This is a genomic window from Enterobacter sp. Ap-867 (genome assembly GCF_011752855.1).
GTDB lineage: Bacteria > Pseudomonadota > Gammaproteobacteria > Enterobacterales > Enterobacteriaceae > Cedecea.
Genome location: NZ_VWWS01000001.1, coordinates 169,009 through 186,044, shown reverse-complemented (window position 1 = coordinate 186,044; position 17,036 = coordinate 169,009). Strand labels below are relative to the sequence as shown.

Annotated in this window: 15 protein-coding genes and 1 other annotated feature; of the genes, 8 read left to right on the top strand and 7 right to left on the bottom strand. The window is 54.7% G+C overall.

Annotated elements, in window-relative coordinates:
• Positions 1 to 870, bottom strand: a complete 870-nt coding sequence (locus F3J26_RS00865; RefSeq protein WP_166990614.1) for a pirin family protein — start codon at positions 868 to 870, stop codon at positions 1 to 3.
• A 108-nt stretch (positions 871 to 978) separates the two neighbouring features.
• Here F3J26_RS00865 and F3J26_RS00860 point away from each other — a divergent pair, with 108 nt between their 5' ends.
• A complete protein-coding gene (locus tag F3J26_RS00860; protein WP_166990611.1) occupies positions 979 to 1,884 on the top strand; it encodes a LysR family transcriptional regulator in 906 nt (301 codons plus the stop codon).
• A 40-nt stretch (positions 1,885 to 1,924) separates the two neighbouring features.
• Here F3J26_RS00860 and F3J26_RS00855 read toward each other — a convergent pair whose 3' ends face one another.
• The 4 genes from F3J26_RS00855 to F3J26_RS00840 form a co-directional block, all read right to left on the bottom strand.
• Entirely contained in the window at positions 1,925 to 2,254 is a 330-nt protein-coding gene (locus F3J26_RS00855) for a YbaB/EbfC family nucleoid-associated protein (RefSeq protein WP_008460260.1), read from the bottom strand.
• An 87-nt stretch (positions 2,255 to 2,341) separates the two neighbouring features.
• Positions 2,342 to 4,270, bottom strand: a complete 1,929-nt coding sequence (dnaX, locus tag F3J26_RS00850; RefSeq protein ID WP_166990608.1) for a DNA polymerase III subunit gamma/tau — start codon at positions 4,268 to 4,270, stop codon at positions 2,342 to 2,344.
• Positions 2,942 to 3,006, bottom strand: a sequence feature (DnaX frameshifting element). (Overlaps the previous gene by 65 nt.)
• A gap of 246 nt (positions 4,271 to 4,516) precedes the next feature.
• On the bottom strand, positions 4,517 to 5,068 hold the full coding sequence (gene apt / locus F3J26_RS00845; RefSeq protein WP_008460281.1) for an adenine phosphoribosyltransferase: 552 nt from the start codon (positions 5,066 to 5,068) through the stop codon (positions 4,517 to 4,519).
• A gap of 151 nt (positions 5,069 to 5,219) precedes the next feature.
• A complete protein-coding gene (locus tag F3J26_RS00840; protein WP_166990606.1) occupies positions 5,220 to 5,597 on the bottom strand; it encodes a DUF454 family protein in 378 nt (125 codons plus the stop codon).
• A gap of 35 nt (positions 5,598 to 5,632) precedes the next feature.
• Here F3J26_RS00840 and priC point away from each other — a divergent pair, with 35 nt between their 5' ends.
• Entirely contained in the window at positions 5,633 to 6,169 is a 537-nt protein-coding gene (gene priC, locus F3J26_RS00835; protein ID WP_008460286.1) for a primosomal replication protein PriC, read from the top strand.
• A gap of 19 nt (positions 6,170 to 6,188) precedes the next feature.
• A complete protein-coding gene (gene rsmS, locus F3J26_RS00830; RefSeq protein WP_008460289.1) occupies positions 6,189 to 6,356 on the top strand; it encodes a pleiotropic regulatory protein RsmS in 168 nt (55 codons plus the stop codon).
• Here rsmS and mscK read toward each other — a convergent pair.
• Positions 6,353 to 9,733 (bottom strand): mechanosensitive channel MscK, encoded by a 3,381-nt coding sequence (gene mscK / locus F3J26_RS00825; RefSeq protein WP_166990603.1) that lies wholly within the window; start codon positions 9,731 to 9,733, stop codon positions 6,353 to 6,355. The genes rsmS and mscK overlap by 4 nt on opposite strands.
• Before the next feature lie 150 nt (positions 9,734 to 9,883).
• Complete coding sequence (gene acrR / locus F3J26_RS00820) at positions 9,884 to 10,522, bottom strand: multidrug efflux transporter transcriptional repressor AcrR (protein WP_008460292.1); 639 nt, start codon at positions 10,520 to 10,522, stop codon at positions 9,884 to 9,886.
• Positions 10,523 to 10,665: 143 nt separating this feature from the next.
• Between acrR and F3J26_RS00815 the strand changes: the two genes are divergently transcribed.
• The 5 genes from F3J26_RS00815 to maa all read left to right on the top strand — a co-directional run bounded on the left by F3J26_RS00815 (position 10,666) and on the right by maa (position 17,021).
• Positions 10,666 to 11,865 (top strand): efflux RND transporter periplasmic adaptor subunit, encoded by a 1,200-nt coding sequence (locus F3J26_RS00815; protein ID WP_166871834.1) that lies wholly within the window; start codon positions 10,666 to 10,668, stop codon positions 11,863 to 11,865.
• Positions 11,866 to 11,887: 22 nt separating this feature from the next.
• Positions 11,888 to 15,037, top strand: a complete 3,150-nt coding sequence (gene acrB, locus F3J26_RS00810) for a multidrug efflux RND transporter permease subunit AcrB (protein WP_166990600.1) — start codon at positions 11,888 to 11,890, stop codon at positions 15,035 to 15,037.
• Positions 15,038 to 15,601: 564 nt separating this feature from the next.
• Positions 15,602 to 15,976, top strand: a complete 375-nt coding sequence (tomB, locus tag F3J26_RS00805) for an Hha toxicity modulator TomB (protein WP_008460297.1) — start codon at positions 15,602 to 15,604, stop codon at positions 15,974 to 15,976.
• A 27-nt stretch (positions 15,977 to 16,003) separates the two neighbouring features.
• Positions 16,004 to 16,219 carry a hemolysin expression-modulating protein Hha gene (hha, locus tag F3J26_RS00800; RefSeq protein WP_008460299.1) on the top strand — a complete coding sequence of 72 codons (216 nt, stop codon included), beginning with the start codon at positions 16,004 to 16,006 and terminating at the stop codon, positions 16,217 to 16,219.
• Between the two features lie 250 nt (positions 16,220 to 16,469).
• A complete protein-coding gene (maa, locus tag F3J26_RS00795) occupies positions 16,470 to 17,021 on the top strand; it encodes a maltose O-acetyltransferase (RefSeq protein WP_166990597.1) in 552 nt (183 codons plus the stop codon).
• The last annotated feature ends 15 nt before the right edge of the window (positions 17,022 to 17,036 follow it).

Genomic DNA, 17,036 nt, shown 5'->3' with positions numbered 1-17,036 from the left:
TTACGCGATGTCTTTGCCGAAACGGCCCTGATTAAAATCATCGATGGCCTGATGAATCTCCTCTTTGGTGTTCATCACGAACGGGCCATAACCCACCACAGGCTCATTCAGAGGCTCACCGCTGAGCAACAGAACCACCGCGTCATTATTGGCTTCGAGGGTCACGCTTTCGCCTTTGGCATCCAGCACTACCAACTGTGCTTCACGCGCCACCTCTTCACCGTTGACCAGCACCGTGCCTTTCAACACCACCAGCGCCGTGTTCCAGCCGTCTTTCACCGCCAACTGCGTAACGCCTTGTGGATTCAGGCGCAAATCCCAAATGCTGATTGGCGAGAAGGTCCTGGCCGGGCCTTTGGTTCCGTCAAACTCACCGGCAATCACGCGAACCTTACCGGCATTGTCCGGCAAATCGACCGCCGGAATATCGCCGTCGGTAATCGGCTGATAGCCAGGCGCGGTCATTTTGTCTTTTGCAGGCAGGTTAACCCACAGCTGCACCATTTCCAGGCTGCCGCCCGCTTCGCTGAATGCCGGAGAATGGTATTCCTCGTGAAGGATGCCGCTCCCGGCGGTCATCCACTGCACGTCACCCGGGCCAATCACACCGCCGTTGCCCGCGTTATCGCGATGCGCCACTTCGCCTTTGTAGACGATGGTCACGGTTTCAAAGCCACGATGCGGATGCTGATCCACGCCGCGCTGGCCTTTATTGCTCGGCTTAAATTCCGCCGGGCCCGCGTAGTCCAGCAGCAGGAAAGGGCTAAGCTGCTCGGCAAATTTTGAGTACGAAAACAGCGACCGAACCGGGAAACCATCTCCCACCCAATGGGAAGCCGGTGCGGTGTAGACGCCAAGAATTGATTTCATGATTCTCTCCACAAGGGTTGTTTCTGATGGGATAAAGCTTACCCGTCAGACGCTCAGCCCGGTAGAGTGCTAAAATGGACTCAGTGTTCCATAATCAGGACAATAAAAATGCAGGACCTAAACGATCTGTGGTACTTCGTGCAGGTGGTGGACCACGGCGGTTTTTCCCCCGCCAGCCGGGTTATCGACATTCCAAAGTCCCGCCTGAGCCGCCGCATTGCGCTGCTGGAAGAGCGGCTTGAAACCCGCCTGCTGCAGCGCTCGACGCGGAGCTTCACGGTCACCGAAGCCGGGCAGATCTTCTACCGCCACTGCAAGGCAATGATGATTGAAGCCGAAGCGGCGCAGGAAGCCATCGACACGCTCAAGTCAGAGCCGCGAGGGCTGATCCGCCTCACCTGTCCGATAGCGCTGCTGCATGTCCACGTCGGCGATATGCTGGCGCGCTTTATGCAGCTTTATCCGCAGATTGTGATTCAGCTTGAGGAAACCAACCGCCGCGTGGACGTGCTGAACGAAAACGTTGATTTAGCTATTCGCGTGCGTCCTTTGCCGCTGGAAGACAGCGACCTGGTGATGCGCAAGCTGGCCACCCGCAGCATGTGCCTGGTCGCCAGCCCTGATCTGGTCGCCCGCCAGGGTATGCCTGCGGCACCTACAGATCTCGCCCACTGGCCAAGCCTGGCGCTGGACAGGCCGCAGCAAACTTATCGCTGGTGCCTGTTTGGCCCGGAACAGCAGGAGGTGATTGTTCACCACAAGCCCCGCTATGTGACGACGGATATGATCGCGCTGCGTACCGCGGCGCTGAACGGGATTGGCGTCGTGCAGCTCCCGAAGCTGATGCTTAACGACGCGCTGGCGCGGGGCAAGCTGGTTCACGTGTTGCCAGAATGGCGAGCAAGAATGGAGATCGTGCATGCGGTCTTCCCTTCACGACGAGGGCAGTTACCTGCGGTGCGGGCGTTGATTGATTTTCTGGCGGAGAGCTATCAGGCGCTGGACGAGGAGTAAGAAAACGGCCTTCTCCCGGGCGGGAGAAGGCGGAAAATCATCAGAATGGCATTTTGAAGCCCGGTGGCAACTGCATGCCGTTGGACACCCCAGCCATTTTTTCTTTCTGCGCTTCGCCGATACGGCGAGCGGCATCGTTGAAGGCTGCGGCAACCAGGTCTTCAACCATCTCTTTGTCATCTTCCATCAGGCTTGGGTCGATTTCGACACGGCGGCAGTTGTGCGCCCCGTTGATGGTGACTTTCACCAGGCCCGCGCCGGACTCGCCGGTGACTTCCATGTTGGCGATTTCTTCCTGAGCCTGGGCCATTTTTTCCTGCATCTGCTGGGCCTGCTTCATCAGGTTACCCAGACCGCCTTTTCCAAACATAATCTTCTCTCTTTCATCGGGCCAGCCCTCACAGAATGCGAGAGTGGCTATCAGGGTTTCACACTATGCCGCGCCAGGCGAGGCATATCAAACAGGGCGAATACTATCTTCATCCAGCTCAGCATCAAAGAACCTTTGCAGAGTCTGAATATTGCTGTCGTTGCTCATCGCCTCGCGCGCCTGCGCCAGCTTCTCTTCGTAGATAGCCTGACGCCACTCCAGCGGCGTACGGCGAGCCAGATTATCATCTTCAATAATAGTCAGTTCTATCGCTTCGCCATGGTGCGAACTCAGGGCATCTGACAGCGTTTTTTGCGCCGATGGCGAATTCAGGTGGCGCTGGCCAGGACGCAAATGCAGGCAAACCCGGTTGCCGTCCACCTCTTTCCAGGCGTTAAGCGCCAGCTGTTGTACCAGCTTTGGCAGCACCAGCTGATTGATTTCCGCCGCCCATTCATCGCGCTCGATAGCCTCTTCGGCCAGCTTCTGCGCTAGCTCCGGCGTTTTTTCATGCTCAAGCGCCTTTTTCAGCGCCTTGGGCGTAGCGACCGGTTCAGGGGCGACTTCCGTCGGATTTTGTGCCTTCCAGCGATAGGCTTCAGGCTTCGCTGGTTTTTCCAGCGCCGTCGGCGCAGGGCGCGCCTGAACGCGTTCGGTCACCGAGGCCAAACGTTCCAGCGCGGAGCTTTTTGCCGGCCGCGCTAGTCGTTGCGCTGCCGGCTCATTCTTTTTTGCTTTATCAGCCTCCTGCTGGCGCATCAGTTGGCTGCGCGCCTGGAGGATCTGGCTGGTGGCATCCGGCAGCGGAGGGGCTTCCCGGTCCGGCGGCGGTGCCGCCTGCTGCTGCCTTACCGCTGGCTGGTGTGAGACCGGGTTAATCACCGGAATGCTTGCCGCCTGGCGAGGTGCTTCCGGCTCAGGCAGCGGCTTGCGCGGATGGAAAGCCAGCGCGCGCAGCAGCGTCATTTCTACGCCCATGCGGCGATCCGGCGCCCACGGCAGCTCTTTGCGGCCAATCAGCAATGTCTGGTAATAAAGCTGCACGTCGGCCGGGGGAACAACGCGGGCAAGCTCTCGCATGCGCTGTTCGATGGCTGCCATATCGCTGCCAAGGGCGGACGGAGAAAGCTGAACCATCGCCACGCGGTGTAGCAGCGCGGACATTTCTACCAGCAGAGCTTCCCACTCCACGCCGCGAGCGGCTGCGTCGTTAAGCAATGCCATGACTCGCTGGCCGTCAGCCTGGACGACAGCTTCAATCAGCGACAGCGCCTGGTCATCATCCAGCGTGCCGAGCATAGCGCTGACGGCGGCGGTGGTGACCTGCCCGTCGCCGCTGGCAATCGCCTGGTCGGTGAGGCTCAGCGCATCGCGCAGGCTGCCGTCCGCCGCCCGGGCTAACAGCTGCAGCGCGCGGGGCTCGCTCACGACCTTCTCTTCACCAAGAATGTGCTCCAACTGATGGCGGATCTGTTCGACATCCAGCGCTTTCAGGTGGAATTGCAGGCAGCGAGAAAGAATGGTCACCGGCAGCTTTTGCGGATCGGTAGTTGCCAGCAGGAATTTTACGTGCGGAGGCGGCTCTTCCAGCGTCTTAAGCAGCGCGTTAAAGCTGTGGCGCGAGAGCATGTGCACTTCGTCAATAAGGTAGACTTTAAAGCGGCCACGCGCGGGGGCGTACTGCACGTTGTCCAGCAGATCGCGGGTGTCTTCTACTTTGGTGCGCGAGGCGGCGTCTATCTCAATCAGGTCGACAAAGCGGCCCTGTTCTATTTCGCGGCAGTTATCGCAGACGCCACAAGGGGTCGCGGTAATACCGGTTTCGCAATTCAGCCCTTTCGCCAGCAGACGGGCGATTGAGGTTTTCCCCACCCCACGAGTGCCGGAAAAAAGATACGCATGGTGGATGCGGCCCAGCGACAAACCATTAGCCAGCGCGGTCAGTACGTGTTGCTGGCCGACAACATCAGCAAAAGTTTGGGGGCGCCATTTGCGGGCTAAGACCTGGTAGCTCATCTGGAGTTAGGCTCTGGTTCGCGGGAAAGGTGAATCGAGGGGGTAATGCTAACATAAGCCCCGCCCGCTGGGCGAGGCTTGTGATATCTGACTGGATATTGACGCTTTAAAAGCATTCTCTTCGCCTCAAAAAAGCAAAGGATATGAACTTTTGGCTTGCCCAAACGCCTAAAAACCACGTTTTTTGGGCGTTTGTCTCTAAACTAAAGCCCCGCCCGCTGGGCGAGGCCTGTAGGTCGAAGAAGCTTAGTGGCCCGGGAAAGGCACCAGGCAGAAGCTTTTCACGCCCATGTTTTCCAGACGCTGCTCGCCGCCGAGGTCAAACAGGTTGATAACGAAAGCGGCATCAGTCACTTCCCCACCGAGGCGGCGAATCAGTTTCACCGTCGCTTCAATGGTCCCGCCTGTAGCCAGCAGATCGTCCACGACCAGCACTTTATCGCCCGGTTTGATGGCATCTACGTGGATTTCAAGGCTGTCGGTGCCGTATTCCAGCTCGTAGCTTTCGGCGATGGTTTCGCGCGGCAACTTACGAGGTTTGCGCACGGGAATGAACCCCACGCCCAGCTCCAGCGCAACCGGAGCACCAAACAGGAAGCCACGGGCCTCGGTGCCCACCACTTTGGTGATACCGGCGTCTTTGAAACGAGAAACTAACAGCGCAATGCTGGTGGCATATGCTTTCGGATCTTCCAGCAAGCTGGTCACGTCACGGAACAGAATTCCTGGTTTTGGGTAATCAGGAACGCTTTTAATGCTGTTTTTGAGATATTCAAGCTGCTGCGCAGTCGCGGTCATCGGTTTATGCCTGCTAAAAACATGATACTAAACAGAGTACCTGTGGGTTCAAATGTGAACCACTGGTTAACGGTTAACCAGCTGTACCCGTGCTCGAAAACGCTCGAATTTACTGGCTGGACGCGACAATTGCAACAGCTTCTGCTGCGGTTTATCGCTTTTGTTGCGCTTCATCAACCACCGGAATGCGCCACATAAAGATCAACAGCGCACAAAGTATCACCAGCAGCAAAATTCTAACCCACACTATCTTCACCAGCCATAGCGAAAGCGCGAAGGTGGCAAGAATAAACAGGATAGCTTTTGGCTTAGATCCGCGGGGCATCGCGCGGTGCGTTTGCCAGTGCCGCAGATAGCTGCCAAACCATGAACGGTACAGCAGCCAGTGGTGAAAACGAGGCGACGAGCGGGCAAAACACCACGCGGCCAGCAGCAAAAATGGCGTGGTCGGCAACAGCGGTAATATCACGCCAAGCGTCGCAAGCACTACCGCCAGCCAGCCGATGATGAGTAGAATAAGACGCTTCATGCTGTAACCTCTGACAATCCCTGGAGAGCCATTCTGTGAAAACCGCTTCGCTGTTACAAGCCCTGGAAACCCGGGTCGCCGAGCTGGCCGCCGCCGTTGAGCCGGTCGCCCTGCTTCGGGCAAGCCAGGCGCGCTTCGACCGCAAGCTTTTCCATACCCACAGCACGCAGCTGAAAGACTATCTCCAGGAAGCTCAGGCTAATCTCGCCCAGCTTCAGCTTAGCGTCAGCCACGGTAAAACGGACCAGGTGGCATTTATCGCCGAAAAGCTGGTGGCACAGATTGCCGCGCTACAGCGGGAATTGGCCACCGCGCATTTACGCCAAAGCGAGCCGCAGCAAAAGGTGCAGGAAAACCTGTACGAAAAACTGGCTACCCATCAGGATTACGAACGCAGGCTGCTGGCGATGGTGAGCGATAGAGAAAGCCAGCTTTCCCTGCAAACCACGCTTGCTGGCCAGCAAAAGCTTCAGCGAGAACTGGCCGCGCTGGAAGGCCGCCTGCAGCGCTGTCGTCAGGCGCTGACCCGCATAGAAAAAGCCATTGAAAGACGCGAACGCGGGCTGAGTTAACCCCAACTAAGGAGCAAGAATGTCGCTGGATAACGCCCCGGACGAGGTCAAACTGGCCGTCGATTTAATCATGCTGCTGGAGCAGCACCAGATCCCAACGGACACCGCCCTCGCGGCGCTGGACATTGTCCGTCAGGATTTTCTGCGTAAGCAGCGGGAAGCACAAACGCCTCCCGCCGGCGATTAAGGCTGGCTGGTCGGCGGCAGCAGACCGCCGTTTTTGCCTAAATCACGCTTCACTTCCGTTAGTTCATCGCCTTTTTCATTGTGCAGATGCACTTCAAGCTGGTTAAAGGCGATGTTGATATTGTTTTCACGGCACAATCTGTCAATGGCGCGGTTCAGCTCATCCACGGTAATGCTGCGGTCGCGTAGTTCACGGACATACAGGCGCAGTTCATGGTCAAGCGTGCTGGCGCCAAACGTGGTGAAGTACACCGCTGGTTCCGGGTCGTGCATCACTCTCGGATGTTCCATCGCCGCCTTCAGCAAGATCGCTTTCACTTTATCGAGATCGGATCCATACGCCACGCCGAGCTTGATCACCACGCGGGTGATCGTGTCCGTCAGCGACCAGTTGATCAGTCGTTCGGTCACAAACGCTTTGTTCGGAATGATCACTTCTTTACGGTCAAAGTCGGTGATTGTCGTCGCACGGATGCGGATCTTACTGACGCTACCGGAGAATGTCCCGATGGTAACGGTATCGCCGATGCGGACCGGGCGTTCAAACAGGATGATCAGGCCGGAAACGAAGTTACCGAAGATCTCTTGCAAACCAAAGCCCAGGCCCACCGACAGTGCCGCCGCCAGCCACTGCAGTTTGTCCCACGACACGCCCAGCGAGCCAAACACCGTCATCGCTCCAATCACGATAATGGCGTAGTTGAGGATGGTCGTAATGGCGTAAGAGGCGCCCTGGCGCATTTTCAGCCGCGACAGAACCAGCACTTCCAGCAGGCCCGGCAAGTTTCGAATCAGCGCCCAGGCGACCATCGTCGCCACTATCGCGAACAAGATGCTGCCCATCGTAACGTTTTTCATCACCGTGGCGCCGGCTTCGCTGCCGGTGTAATGCCACAGCACGATGCTGTCGAGATAGGCAAAGACGGTAATTAAATCCGACCAGATGGCGTAGAACACCACGCCGAACAGGGCGAACATCAGCAGCATGGTCAAACGCATGGTTTGCTGGTTGATCTGATCCAGCGCCAGCGGCGGCTCTTCGACCGGCTCTGCGCCCTCTGCCCCCTCTTTAACCATATTCTGGCGGCGAGCCAGCGCGCGGCGGTAGGCAATACGGCGTGCCGCAACGCTCAGACCACGAATCACCGTCTGGTGAATCAGGTTCCAGATAATAACCAGATAAACTGTGTCTATCCAGCGATTAGCCAGGCGCAGCGTGGTATAGAAATAGCCGGTTGCGGTCAGCACCAGCAGCGCGACCGGCACAATGGAGAGCACCGTAATGGTCAGCAGCCGCATCGGATGGGACTCTTTGTCCCGCCAGTTGTCGCGGCACATCGGGATAACCAGGGCGGTGATCAGCAGTAGGTTAAGGAGGATCATAAACTGCCCGAGCACATCGTCCATCAGGTTCAGCGGTGACATCTCGCCGACGACAGACCAGAACAGCAGCGGCAGCAAGGCAAAGCTGATGCGCACGATTTGGCGACGATAATGACGGGTCAGGTGCTCCGGCATGTTAAACCAGATCACGGCCAGACCGCGGCTGCTCAGAATGCGCCAGGCCATGCCAAACACCAGCCAGAACAGCGCCAGCTCTTTGGCAAACGCCCACAGCAGCTCACTGATATTGAGCTGCATAAACAGCAATACCAGCCCCACCGAGAGAATGGCCATCGTCAGCGGCAGCACTTTCAGGAAGTTGAGCAGAATCGCCTTAGGCGTGTTGAGCTGGGTATCCGTGCGCAGCTGCCCGACCTCCGAGGCCAGCTTAGCCAGCTGCCTGTCGATCCACTTGTAGCGCCAGCGCAGCAGCCCGGCCAGCAGCATTAACGGCAGCGCGGTGAACAGCGACATAAACAGCCCGTCCAGCACTTTGTGCCAGCTGATATCCAGCTTCATGCCTTTGATTTGGTCGTGCAGCGCACCCGGGAAGGATTTGATCCACTCCCAGTTCATCGGTTTGTTACTGTTCACCCAAAAGATTTGCTGGGTAAGCATTTTCTTCAAGCTGCTGCTGACGCTCATCAGCTGCTGTTGGTTAATCTGCAGGTTAATCGCCATCATCAGCTGGTTGCCCAGCTGCTTGTTGAGCTGGTCCAGCAGCTCACGACGCATGTCCACCACCTGCATCAGCGCGTCGTGAACTTCGTCGTTAACCTCGTTTTTATGCCCTTCGACAATCTTGTCGACGTAGCTGTCGCTTTGGAACAGCGCATCACGCTGCTGGTTGATGTCGAACTGCTCCAGGCGCAGGTCGGCGATGCGGTTGGTGAGGTCTTCCAGGTCGTCGGCTGACGGCAGCGTTTGCTGCTGCTGATAAAGAATGCGCGACAGCAAAAGGCTGCCCTTCAGCACCGAGATTTGTTCTTTCAGATTACGCTCGGACTGTAGCGCACGATCGAGCCAGTTTTTAACGCGGATATTCCGCTGAACCAGCTCATTCCCGCTTTGAGTGGCGTTAATCAGCCGCTGGCTGAGCTGGTGGTTAACGTCCAGTTCCTGACGCACCAGCGGGTTATTTTGCACCGCGCTGGCATCGGCGTCGTCCGGCGTGACGGCTTCCTGAGCCGTTTTTTCCGTCAGCGTTAAGCGCTTACTGTTAACCGCTTCCTGCAGCAGTTGAAGCGTGTGCTCAAGCTGCCCGATATTGGCGTTGGTGTAATCGCGCTGTTTTTGCAGCGCATCCTGCAAGACAGTGTTGCCTTCCAGGCTTTTCCGCTGTTGCTCAATTTGGGTATTCAACAGCGCCTGCTGCACCAGCAGCAAGTTTTGCTGGCTTGGACGGAGAGTGGCTTCCCCCGGCGTGGTGCCGTTCAGCCTGTTACGCACCTGCAGAAGCTGCTGAGAGGCGCTGTACATGGCATTCTGCACGCGCTCAGGCTGGGTTTGCAGCGACACCAGCTGACTGTTCAGCGTGGATAAATCGTTGTTGGCCGACTGCAGCTGATCCAGCACGCCGGTCAGCCGGGCTTCCAGTTGACGAAGGGAAAGCGAACCCAGCGTTTTACGCGTCGCTTCGTCATCGGCTGGCGTGCTCAGCGAATTCAGCGCGTCGGTCGCCTGCTTCAGCTTGTCCGGTGCCTGGGCAACCGTGGTTTTGAGCTGTGCCGTTTCCTGCTTCACGCGGTCGAGCTTGTCCAGCATCTCAAGCGTTTCGGTGAGATCTTTCTGGGTAAGCTTATCGTCCGGCGTCAGCGTTTTTTGCTTATTCAGCGAGTCCAGCTGCGACTGCACCTCTGCCTTTGTAGGCAAATCGCCATTGCCTGCCGCCGCCTGGGCCACAGAAAAAGGCAACAGGACGGAAACACACAAAAACAGGAAAAGAATCAATGCGGAACGGGAAGTCCGCGACAGAGCGTTGGGCTGGGTAGTCATGGTTGAGTCATTACGGTGCTGCGCATGTGAGTGCCAGCTAAAAGTAAAAGGCCACGGAAGACGCGCAGAATAACACGGCTTCAGGGCGCAGAATAGCAATCGCCCTCGGAGGAATCTCAAATGATTTATCGGGTGAATGGCAGCCGAAAGTTACGCCGGTTTGTTCAGCGTGGGGCTAAGCTGGAACATCTCCAGCAGGACGGCGACAAAGTCTGGCGCTTTAGCATGTAAATCAAAGGTTTCCGGAGCCACCAGCCAGTTCTCAATCAGCCCGGTAATGTAGCTGCGCATCAGCGTGACGGCGAGGGAAAGGCGCAGGCCTGCAGGGAGTTTTCCGGCGTCGATACAGCGCTGTAAAGCGGCTTCGATACGCTCATTTCCTTCCATATAAAGCGTGCGTCTGGCCTGCTGCAAAACTTCGAGTTCGCCCACAAACTCGCACTTGTGGAAAATGATTTCGGTCATCAGGCGCCGGCGCTCTTCTGTCACCGTTGCCTGTAGGATATAAATGAGTAATTCTCTTATCACCGAGAGTGGATCGTCTGGATATTTTGCCCGATACTCAATCTCTAAGTCACCAATACTGGATTCGGTTAGCTCCCAGATCTCACTAAACAATTCCGACTTATTTTTGAAATGCCAGTAAATTGCACCACGAGTTACCCCGGCAGCCTGCGCGATATCCGCTAGCGAAGTCGCAGAGACGCCCTGTTGTGAAAACAGGCGAATCGCAACGTCGAGGATGTGCTGGCGGGTTTCAAGCGCCTGAGCTTTAGTTTTTCGTGCCATAAGTGAGTGAATTTACTTTAGTCAGATTTACATACATTTGTGAACGTATGTACCATAGCACGACGATAATATAAACACAGCAATGGGTTTGTGGACATTTGATCCATTGAACAACTTTGAAATCGGACACTCGAGGTTTACATATGAACAAAAACAGAGGGTTTACGCCTCTGGCGGCCGTTCTGATGCTCTCAGGCAGCTTAGCGCTTACAGGATGTAACGAGAAAGAGACTCAGCAGAGTGCGCCGCACGCCCCGGAAGTGGGTGTAGTGACTCTGAAAAGCGCGCCATTGCAGATTACTACTGAGCTTCCAGGACGCACCAACGCCTTCCGCATCGCAGAAGTTCGTCCTCAGGTTAGCGGCATTATTCTGAAGCGTAACTTCACTGAAGGGAGCGACATTCAGGCCGGTGTTTCGCTGTATCAGATCGATCCTGCCACCTATCAGGCTGCCTACGACAGCGCGAAAGGCGACCTGGCGAAAGCCCAGTCCAGCGCGAATCTTGCACAGCTGACCGTCAAACGTTACCAGAAACTGCTGGGCACCAAGTACATCAGCCAGTCTGACTACGATACGGCTGCGGCAACCGCACAGCAGGCAAACGCTGACGTCGTCGCAGCAAAAGCCGCAGTGGAAACTGCTCGTATCAACCTGGCCTACACCAAAGTCACTTCACCTATCAGCGGCCGCATCGGGAAATCCGCGGTCACCGAAGGTGCGCTGGTTACCAGCGGGCAAACCACCGCCCTCGCCACCGTCCAGCAGCTTGACCCGATTTATGTGGATGTGACCCAGTCCAGCGATGACTTCCTGCGCCTGAAGCAGGAGCTGGCCGACGGCAAACTGAAACAGGAAAACGGTAAAGCGAAAGTCCAGCTGACGATGAACAACGGCGTTGCCTACCCTCAGGAAGGCTCGCTGGAATTCTCTGAAGTGACCGTTGACCAGACCACCGGGTCTATCACCCTGCGCGCTATCTTCCCTAACCCGGACAAAACCCTGCTGCCAGGAATGTTTGTTCGCGCCAAACTGGAAGAAGGCGTTAACCCGAATGCCATCCTGGTTCCGCAGCAGGGGGTAACTCGTACTCCACGCGGTGATGCTTCAGCGATGGTTGTTGGGAAGGATGACAAAGTTGAAGTTCGCCAGCTGCAAACCAGCCAGGCGATCGGCGACAAATGGCTGGTTACCGATGGGTTACAAACAGGCGATCGCGTGATTGTTACCGGCCTACAGAAAGTAAAACCGGGTGTTCAGGTAAAAGCGCAGGAAGTTGCGGAAGACAATAAAGGCCAACAGCAACCCGCCGCAGGCGCGCAGTCAGAACAACCGAAGTCTTAACTCAAACAGGAGCCGTTAAGACATGTCTAAGTTTTTTATCGATCGCCCCATCTTTGCCTGGGTAATCGCCATCATTATTATGTTGGCGGGTGCGCTTGCGATCATGAAATTGCCTATCGCGCAGTATCCTACGATCGCGCCACCGGCAATTCAGATCTCAGCTAACTACCCGGGTGCAGATGCGAAAACGGTACAGGATTCAGTAACCCAGGTTATCGAACAGAATATGAACGGTATCGATGGCCTGTTATACATGTCCTCTACCAGTGATTCCTCTGGTACCGTTCAAATCACCATCACCTTCGATTCCGGCACCGATGCCGATATCGCACAGGTTCAGGTGCAGAACAAACTGCAATTGGCTATGCCGCTGCTGCCGCAGGAAGTACAGCAGCAAGGGGTTAGCGTTGAGAAGTCCTCAAGCAGCTTCCTGATGGTACTGGGTATGATCAGCACCGACGGTTCAATGAACCAGCAGGATATTGCAGACTACGTTGGCGCAACCATTAAAGACCCGGTCAGCCGTACCCACGGTGTCGGTGACGTTCAGCTGTTTGGTGCTCAGTACGCGATGCGTATCTGGATGGATCCGAACAAACTGAACAACTACCAGCTGACGCCGGTGGATGTGATCAACGCTATCAAGGCACAAAACGCCCAGGTAGCAGCGGGCCAGCTCGGTGGGACTCCGCCGGTCAAAGGTCAGCAGTTGAACGCCTCCATCATTGCGCAAACCCGTCTGAAATCAGCAGAAGAGTTCAGCAAAATCCTGATGAAAGTGAATCAGGATGGATCTCGCGTACTGCTGAAAGACGTGGCAAAAGTTGAGCTGGGCGGCGAAAGCTATGACGTTATCGCTCGCTATAACGGCCAGCCTGCTGCCGGTCTGGGTGTAAAACTGGCGACAGGTGCTAACGCCCTGGATACCGCCGAAGCGGTACGCGCCACGGTAGAAAAACTTCAGCCTTACTTCCCGGCAGGCCTGAAAGTTGTATATCCGTACGACACCACGCCGTTCGTTAAAATCTCCATTAACGAAGTGGTGAAAACGCTGGTCGAAGCTATCGTGCTGGTGTTCCTGGTTATGTATCTGTTCCTGCAGAACTTCCGGGCAACGCTGATTCCAACCATTGCGGTACCGGTGGTACTGCTGGGCACGTTCGCTATCCTTGCCACCTTTGGCTACTCGATAAACACCCTGACGATGTTCGGCATGGTGCTGGCGATAGGCCTGTTGGTGGATGACGCCATCGTTGTGGTTGAGAACGTCGAGCGCGTGATGGTGGAAGATGGACTGCCACCGAAGGAAGCCACGCGTAAATCCATGGGTCAGATTCAGGGCGCACTGGTCGGTATCGCGATGGTACTGTCTGCAGTGTTTGTCCCAATGGCCTTCTTCGGCGGCTCTACCGGTGCCATCTATCGTCAGTTCTCGATTACTATCGTTTCGGCGATGGTGCTCTCGGTACTGGTCGCGATGATCCTGACTCCTGCACTCTGTGCAACCATGCTTAAGCCAATCCCGAAAGGTCATCACGATGACAAGAAAGGGTTCTTCGGCTGGTTCAACAGAATGTTCGACAAGAGCACGCACCACTACACCGACAGCGTCGGTAACATTCTGCGCAGCACCGGCCGCTATCTGGTGGTGTATTTGCTGATTGTTGTCGGCATGGCAGTTCTGTTTGTTCGTCTGCCAAGCTCGTTCCTGCCGGACGAGGACCAGGGCGTGCTGTTAGCCATGGCGCAGCTGCCTGCGGGGGCAACCCAGGAACGTACGCAGAAAGTGCTGGATGAAGTCACGGATTACTTCCTGACGAAAGAGAAAGCCAACGTTAACTCAGTGTTTACCGTTAACGGCTTCGGCTTCTCCGGTCGTGGTCAGAATACCGGTCTGGCGTTCGTGTCGCTTAAAGACTGGAGTGAGCGCTCTGGAGAAGAGAACAAAGTTCCGGCTATTGCAGGCCGTGCGATGGGCACCTTCTCGCAGATTAAAGATGCAATGGTCTTTGCCTTTAACCTGCCGGCGATTGTCGAGCTGGGTACCGCAACCGGCTTTGACTTCCAGCTGATTGACCAGGCAAACCTTGGCCACGAGCAGCTCACTCAGGCTCGTAACCAGCTGTTCGGCATGATTGCCCAGCACCCTGACCTGCTGGTTGGCGTGCGTCCGAACGGTCTGGAAGATACACCGCAGTTCAAAATCGATATCGATCAGGAAAAAGCACAGGCGCTGGGGGTATCCATCAGCGATATCAATACCACGCTGGGCGCAGCCTGGGGCGGCAGCTACGTCAATGACTTCATCGACCGTGGCCGCGTGAAGAAAGTGTACGTCATGGCCGAAGCGCCATACCGTATGCTGCCAAGCGACATCGGTAACTGGTACGTGCGTGGCTCTTCCGGCCAGATGGTACCGTTCTCCGCGTTCTCTACCTCACGCTGGGAATACGGTTCACCGCGTCTGGAACGTTACAATGGCTTACCGTCCATGGAAATTCTTGGCCAGGCAGCACCGGGTAAAAGTACCGGTGAAGCAATGGACATGATGGAACAGCTTGCGTCGAAATTGCCAACCGGCATTGGCTTTGACTGGACGGGCATGTCCTACCAGGAACGCCTGTCCGGCAACCAGGCCCCTGCCCTGTACGCCATCTCGCTGATTGTGGTCTTCCTGTGTCTGGCGGCGCTGTATGAGAGCTGGTCAATTCCGTTCTCGGTCATGCTGGTTGTTCCGCTTGGCGTATTCGGTGCCCTGCTGGCGGCAACGATGCGTGGCCTCACCAACGACGTTTACTTCCAGGTTGGTCTGCTAACAACCATTGGTTTGTCGGCGAAGAACGCGATACTTATCGTTGAATTCGCCAAAGATCTGATGGAGAAAGAAGGCAAAGGTCTGATTGAAGCGACGCTGGAAGCCGTGCGTATGCGTCTGCGTCCGATCCTGATGACTTCTCTGGCGTTTATCCTCGGGGTAATGCCGCTGGTTATCAGTACCGGTGCGGGCAGTGGCGCGCAGAACGCCGTAGGTACCGGTGTAATGGGTGGTATGGTGACCGCGACCGTGCTGGCTATCTTCTTCGTGCCGGTGTTCTTCGTGGTGGTACGCCGCCGCTTTAGCCGCAAGAGTGAAGATATTGAACATGCACATGCGGTAGAGCATCACCAGTAAGCCGTTCAATCACATAACAAAAGGCCGCGTAATGCGGCCTTTTTTATGAATACAGAAACCGGTTTCAGTATTGTTAATTCAGATTTCTTATTTCCACATTCACTTCTCTCTTCCGCATTATCTTCAACATAAATGCCGCCTCATTTCGGAAAAAATAACGCTTAAATGCTCGTTAATCCATGATTAACGAAACAACAAAAACCGAAGTGTTACATTTATTTGGGAATATTCTTACAAATTAACGCCTGATTTTTAGCCGGATACAGAATAGTCTTATAGATGGATTAACCAGCTGAAAGTTATAAATATTACCGATTATGGGTTAATGACTGCCTGAGAATTTAAGTTAAAATTCATACTAAAGTTTTAATTCACATTTAGTAACGTATTCTCCTTTTTTAACTTAATTGTAATTTTTCGTTAGAGCCGCATGAAATCCAGGCAATATTGATTTATAGTTACAGCACATGTAATAATCGTGGCAACAGTTCTTCACCTCTTCAGGTGTGTCCACCCCAACCCGTTGTGTTTATCATTTGGTTTACCGATAAAAGGGGCAGCACTATGGACGAATACTCACCAAAGCGGCACGACATCGCGCAGCTTAAGTTCCTCTGTGAGAGTCTGTATCACGATTGTCTGACCAATCTTGGTGAGAGCAATCATGGGTGGGTTAATGATCCTACGTCGGCCATTAATCTGCAGTTGAATGAATTGATTGAGCACATTGCAGCATCGGCGCTTAATTATAAGATTAAGTATCCAGATGAGAGCAAATTGATTGAACAGATTGATGAATACCTGGACGATACTTTCATGTTATTTAGCAATTACGGCATTAACGCACAGGACTTGCAGCGGTGGCGTAAATCAGGGAATCGCTTGTTCAGATGTTTCATCAGTGAGAGTCGCGCTAACCCAGTAAGCCACTCGTTCTAAAAATATTAAAATACTTAAGGCGAATTTATGACTACCAAGCTCACTAAGACCGATTATTTGATGCGCCTGCGGCGTTGTCAGACAATTGATACGCTGGAACGCGTAATAGAAAAAAATAAATATGAATTATCAGATAATGAACTGGCGGTATTTTATTCAGCAGCCGACCACCGTCTTGCAGAACTGACGATGAATAAACTGTATGATAAAATCCCACCCTCAGTGTGGAAATTTATTCGTTAATAGCTGTCTTATTAAATAATATTTAAAATCACATTTTATCTTCTGTTATTGTCTGGTTTGTCTCAGTCGATGTTACACAGGTTTGGATTAACGCCCGTTAACCAGCCAGCGAAATACCGCCAGCACTCCTCAACGCTAACCTTCCGCGCCGCAGTCTGCGACGTGAGGTCCATCACGCTCGGGGAACGATACCCACTCTTTTCTTCCGAAATTCAGGTAGCCTTGCAGGCCACTGAAGAGGGAACCCGTGATGAGTGAAGAAAAGCGTAAAATGATTGCCGGAGAGCTATACCGGCCTGGAGACGAAACCCTGCAGCTGGAGAGCCACAAAGCACGCCAACTGCTGCATTGCTACAACCAAAGTTCGCCGGACGAACAGGCGTACCGCGATGAGATCCTCGCCGAGCTGCTTGGCCAGAGCGAAGGGGCTTACATCGAACCCACTTTCCGCTGCGACTATGGCTACAACATCTACCTGGGTAAAAACTTCTACGCCAATTTTGAATGCGTCATGCTGGACCCTTGTCCTATTCGCATTGGTGACAACTGTATGCTGGCACCTGGCGTTCATATTTATACCGCGACCCATCCCCTGGATGCAGAAACACGAAATAGCGGCGTCGAACTTGGCAAGCCGGTGACAATTGGCAATAACGTCTGGATTGGCGGACGCGCGGTTATTAATCCGGGCGTCACCATTGGTGATAATGTGGTGGTGGGTTCAGGCTCGGTAGTGACCAGAGATATTCCAGCCAACTGCGTTGTGGTGGGTAACCCGGCCCGTATCATTAAGACACTTTAAGTCGGTCAGGCTTGT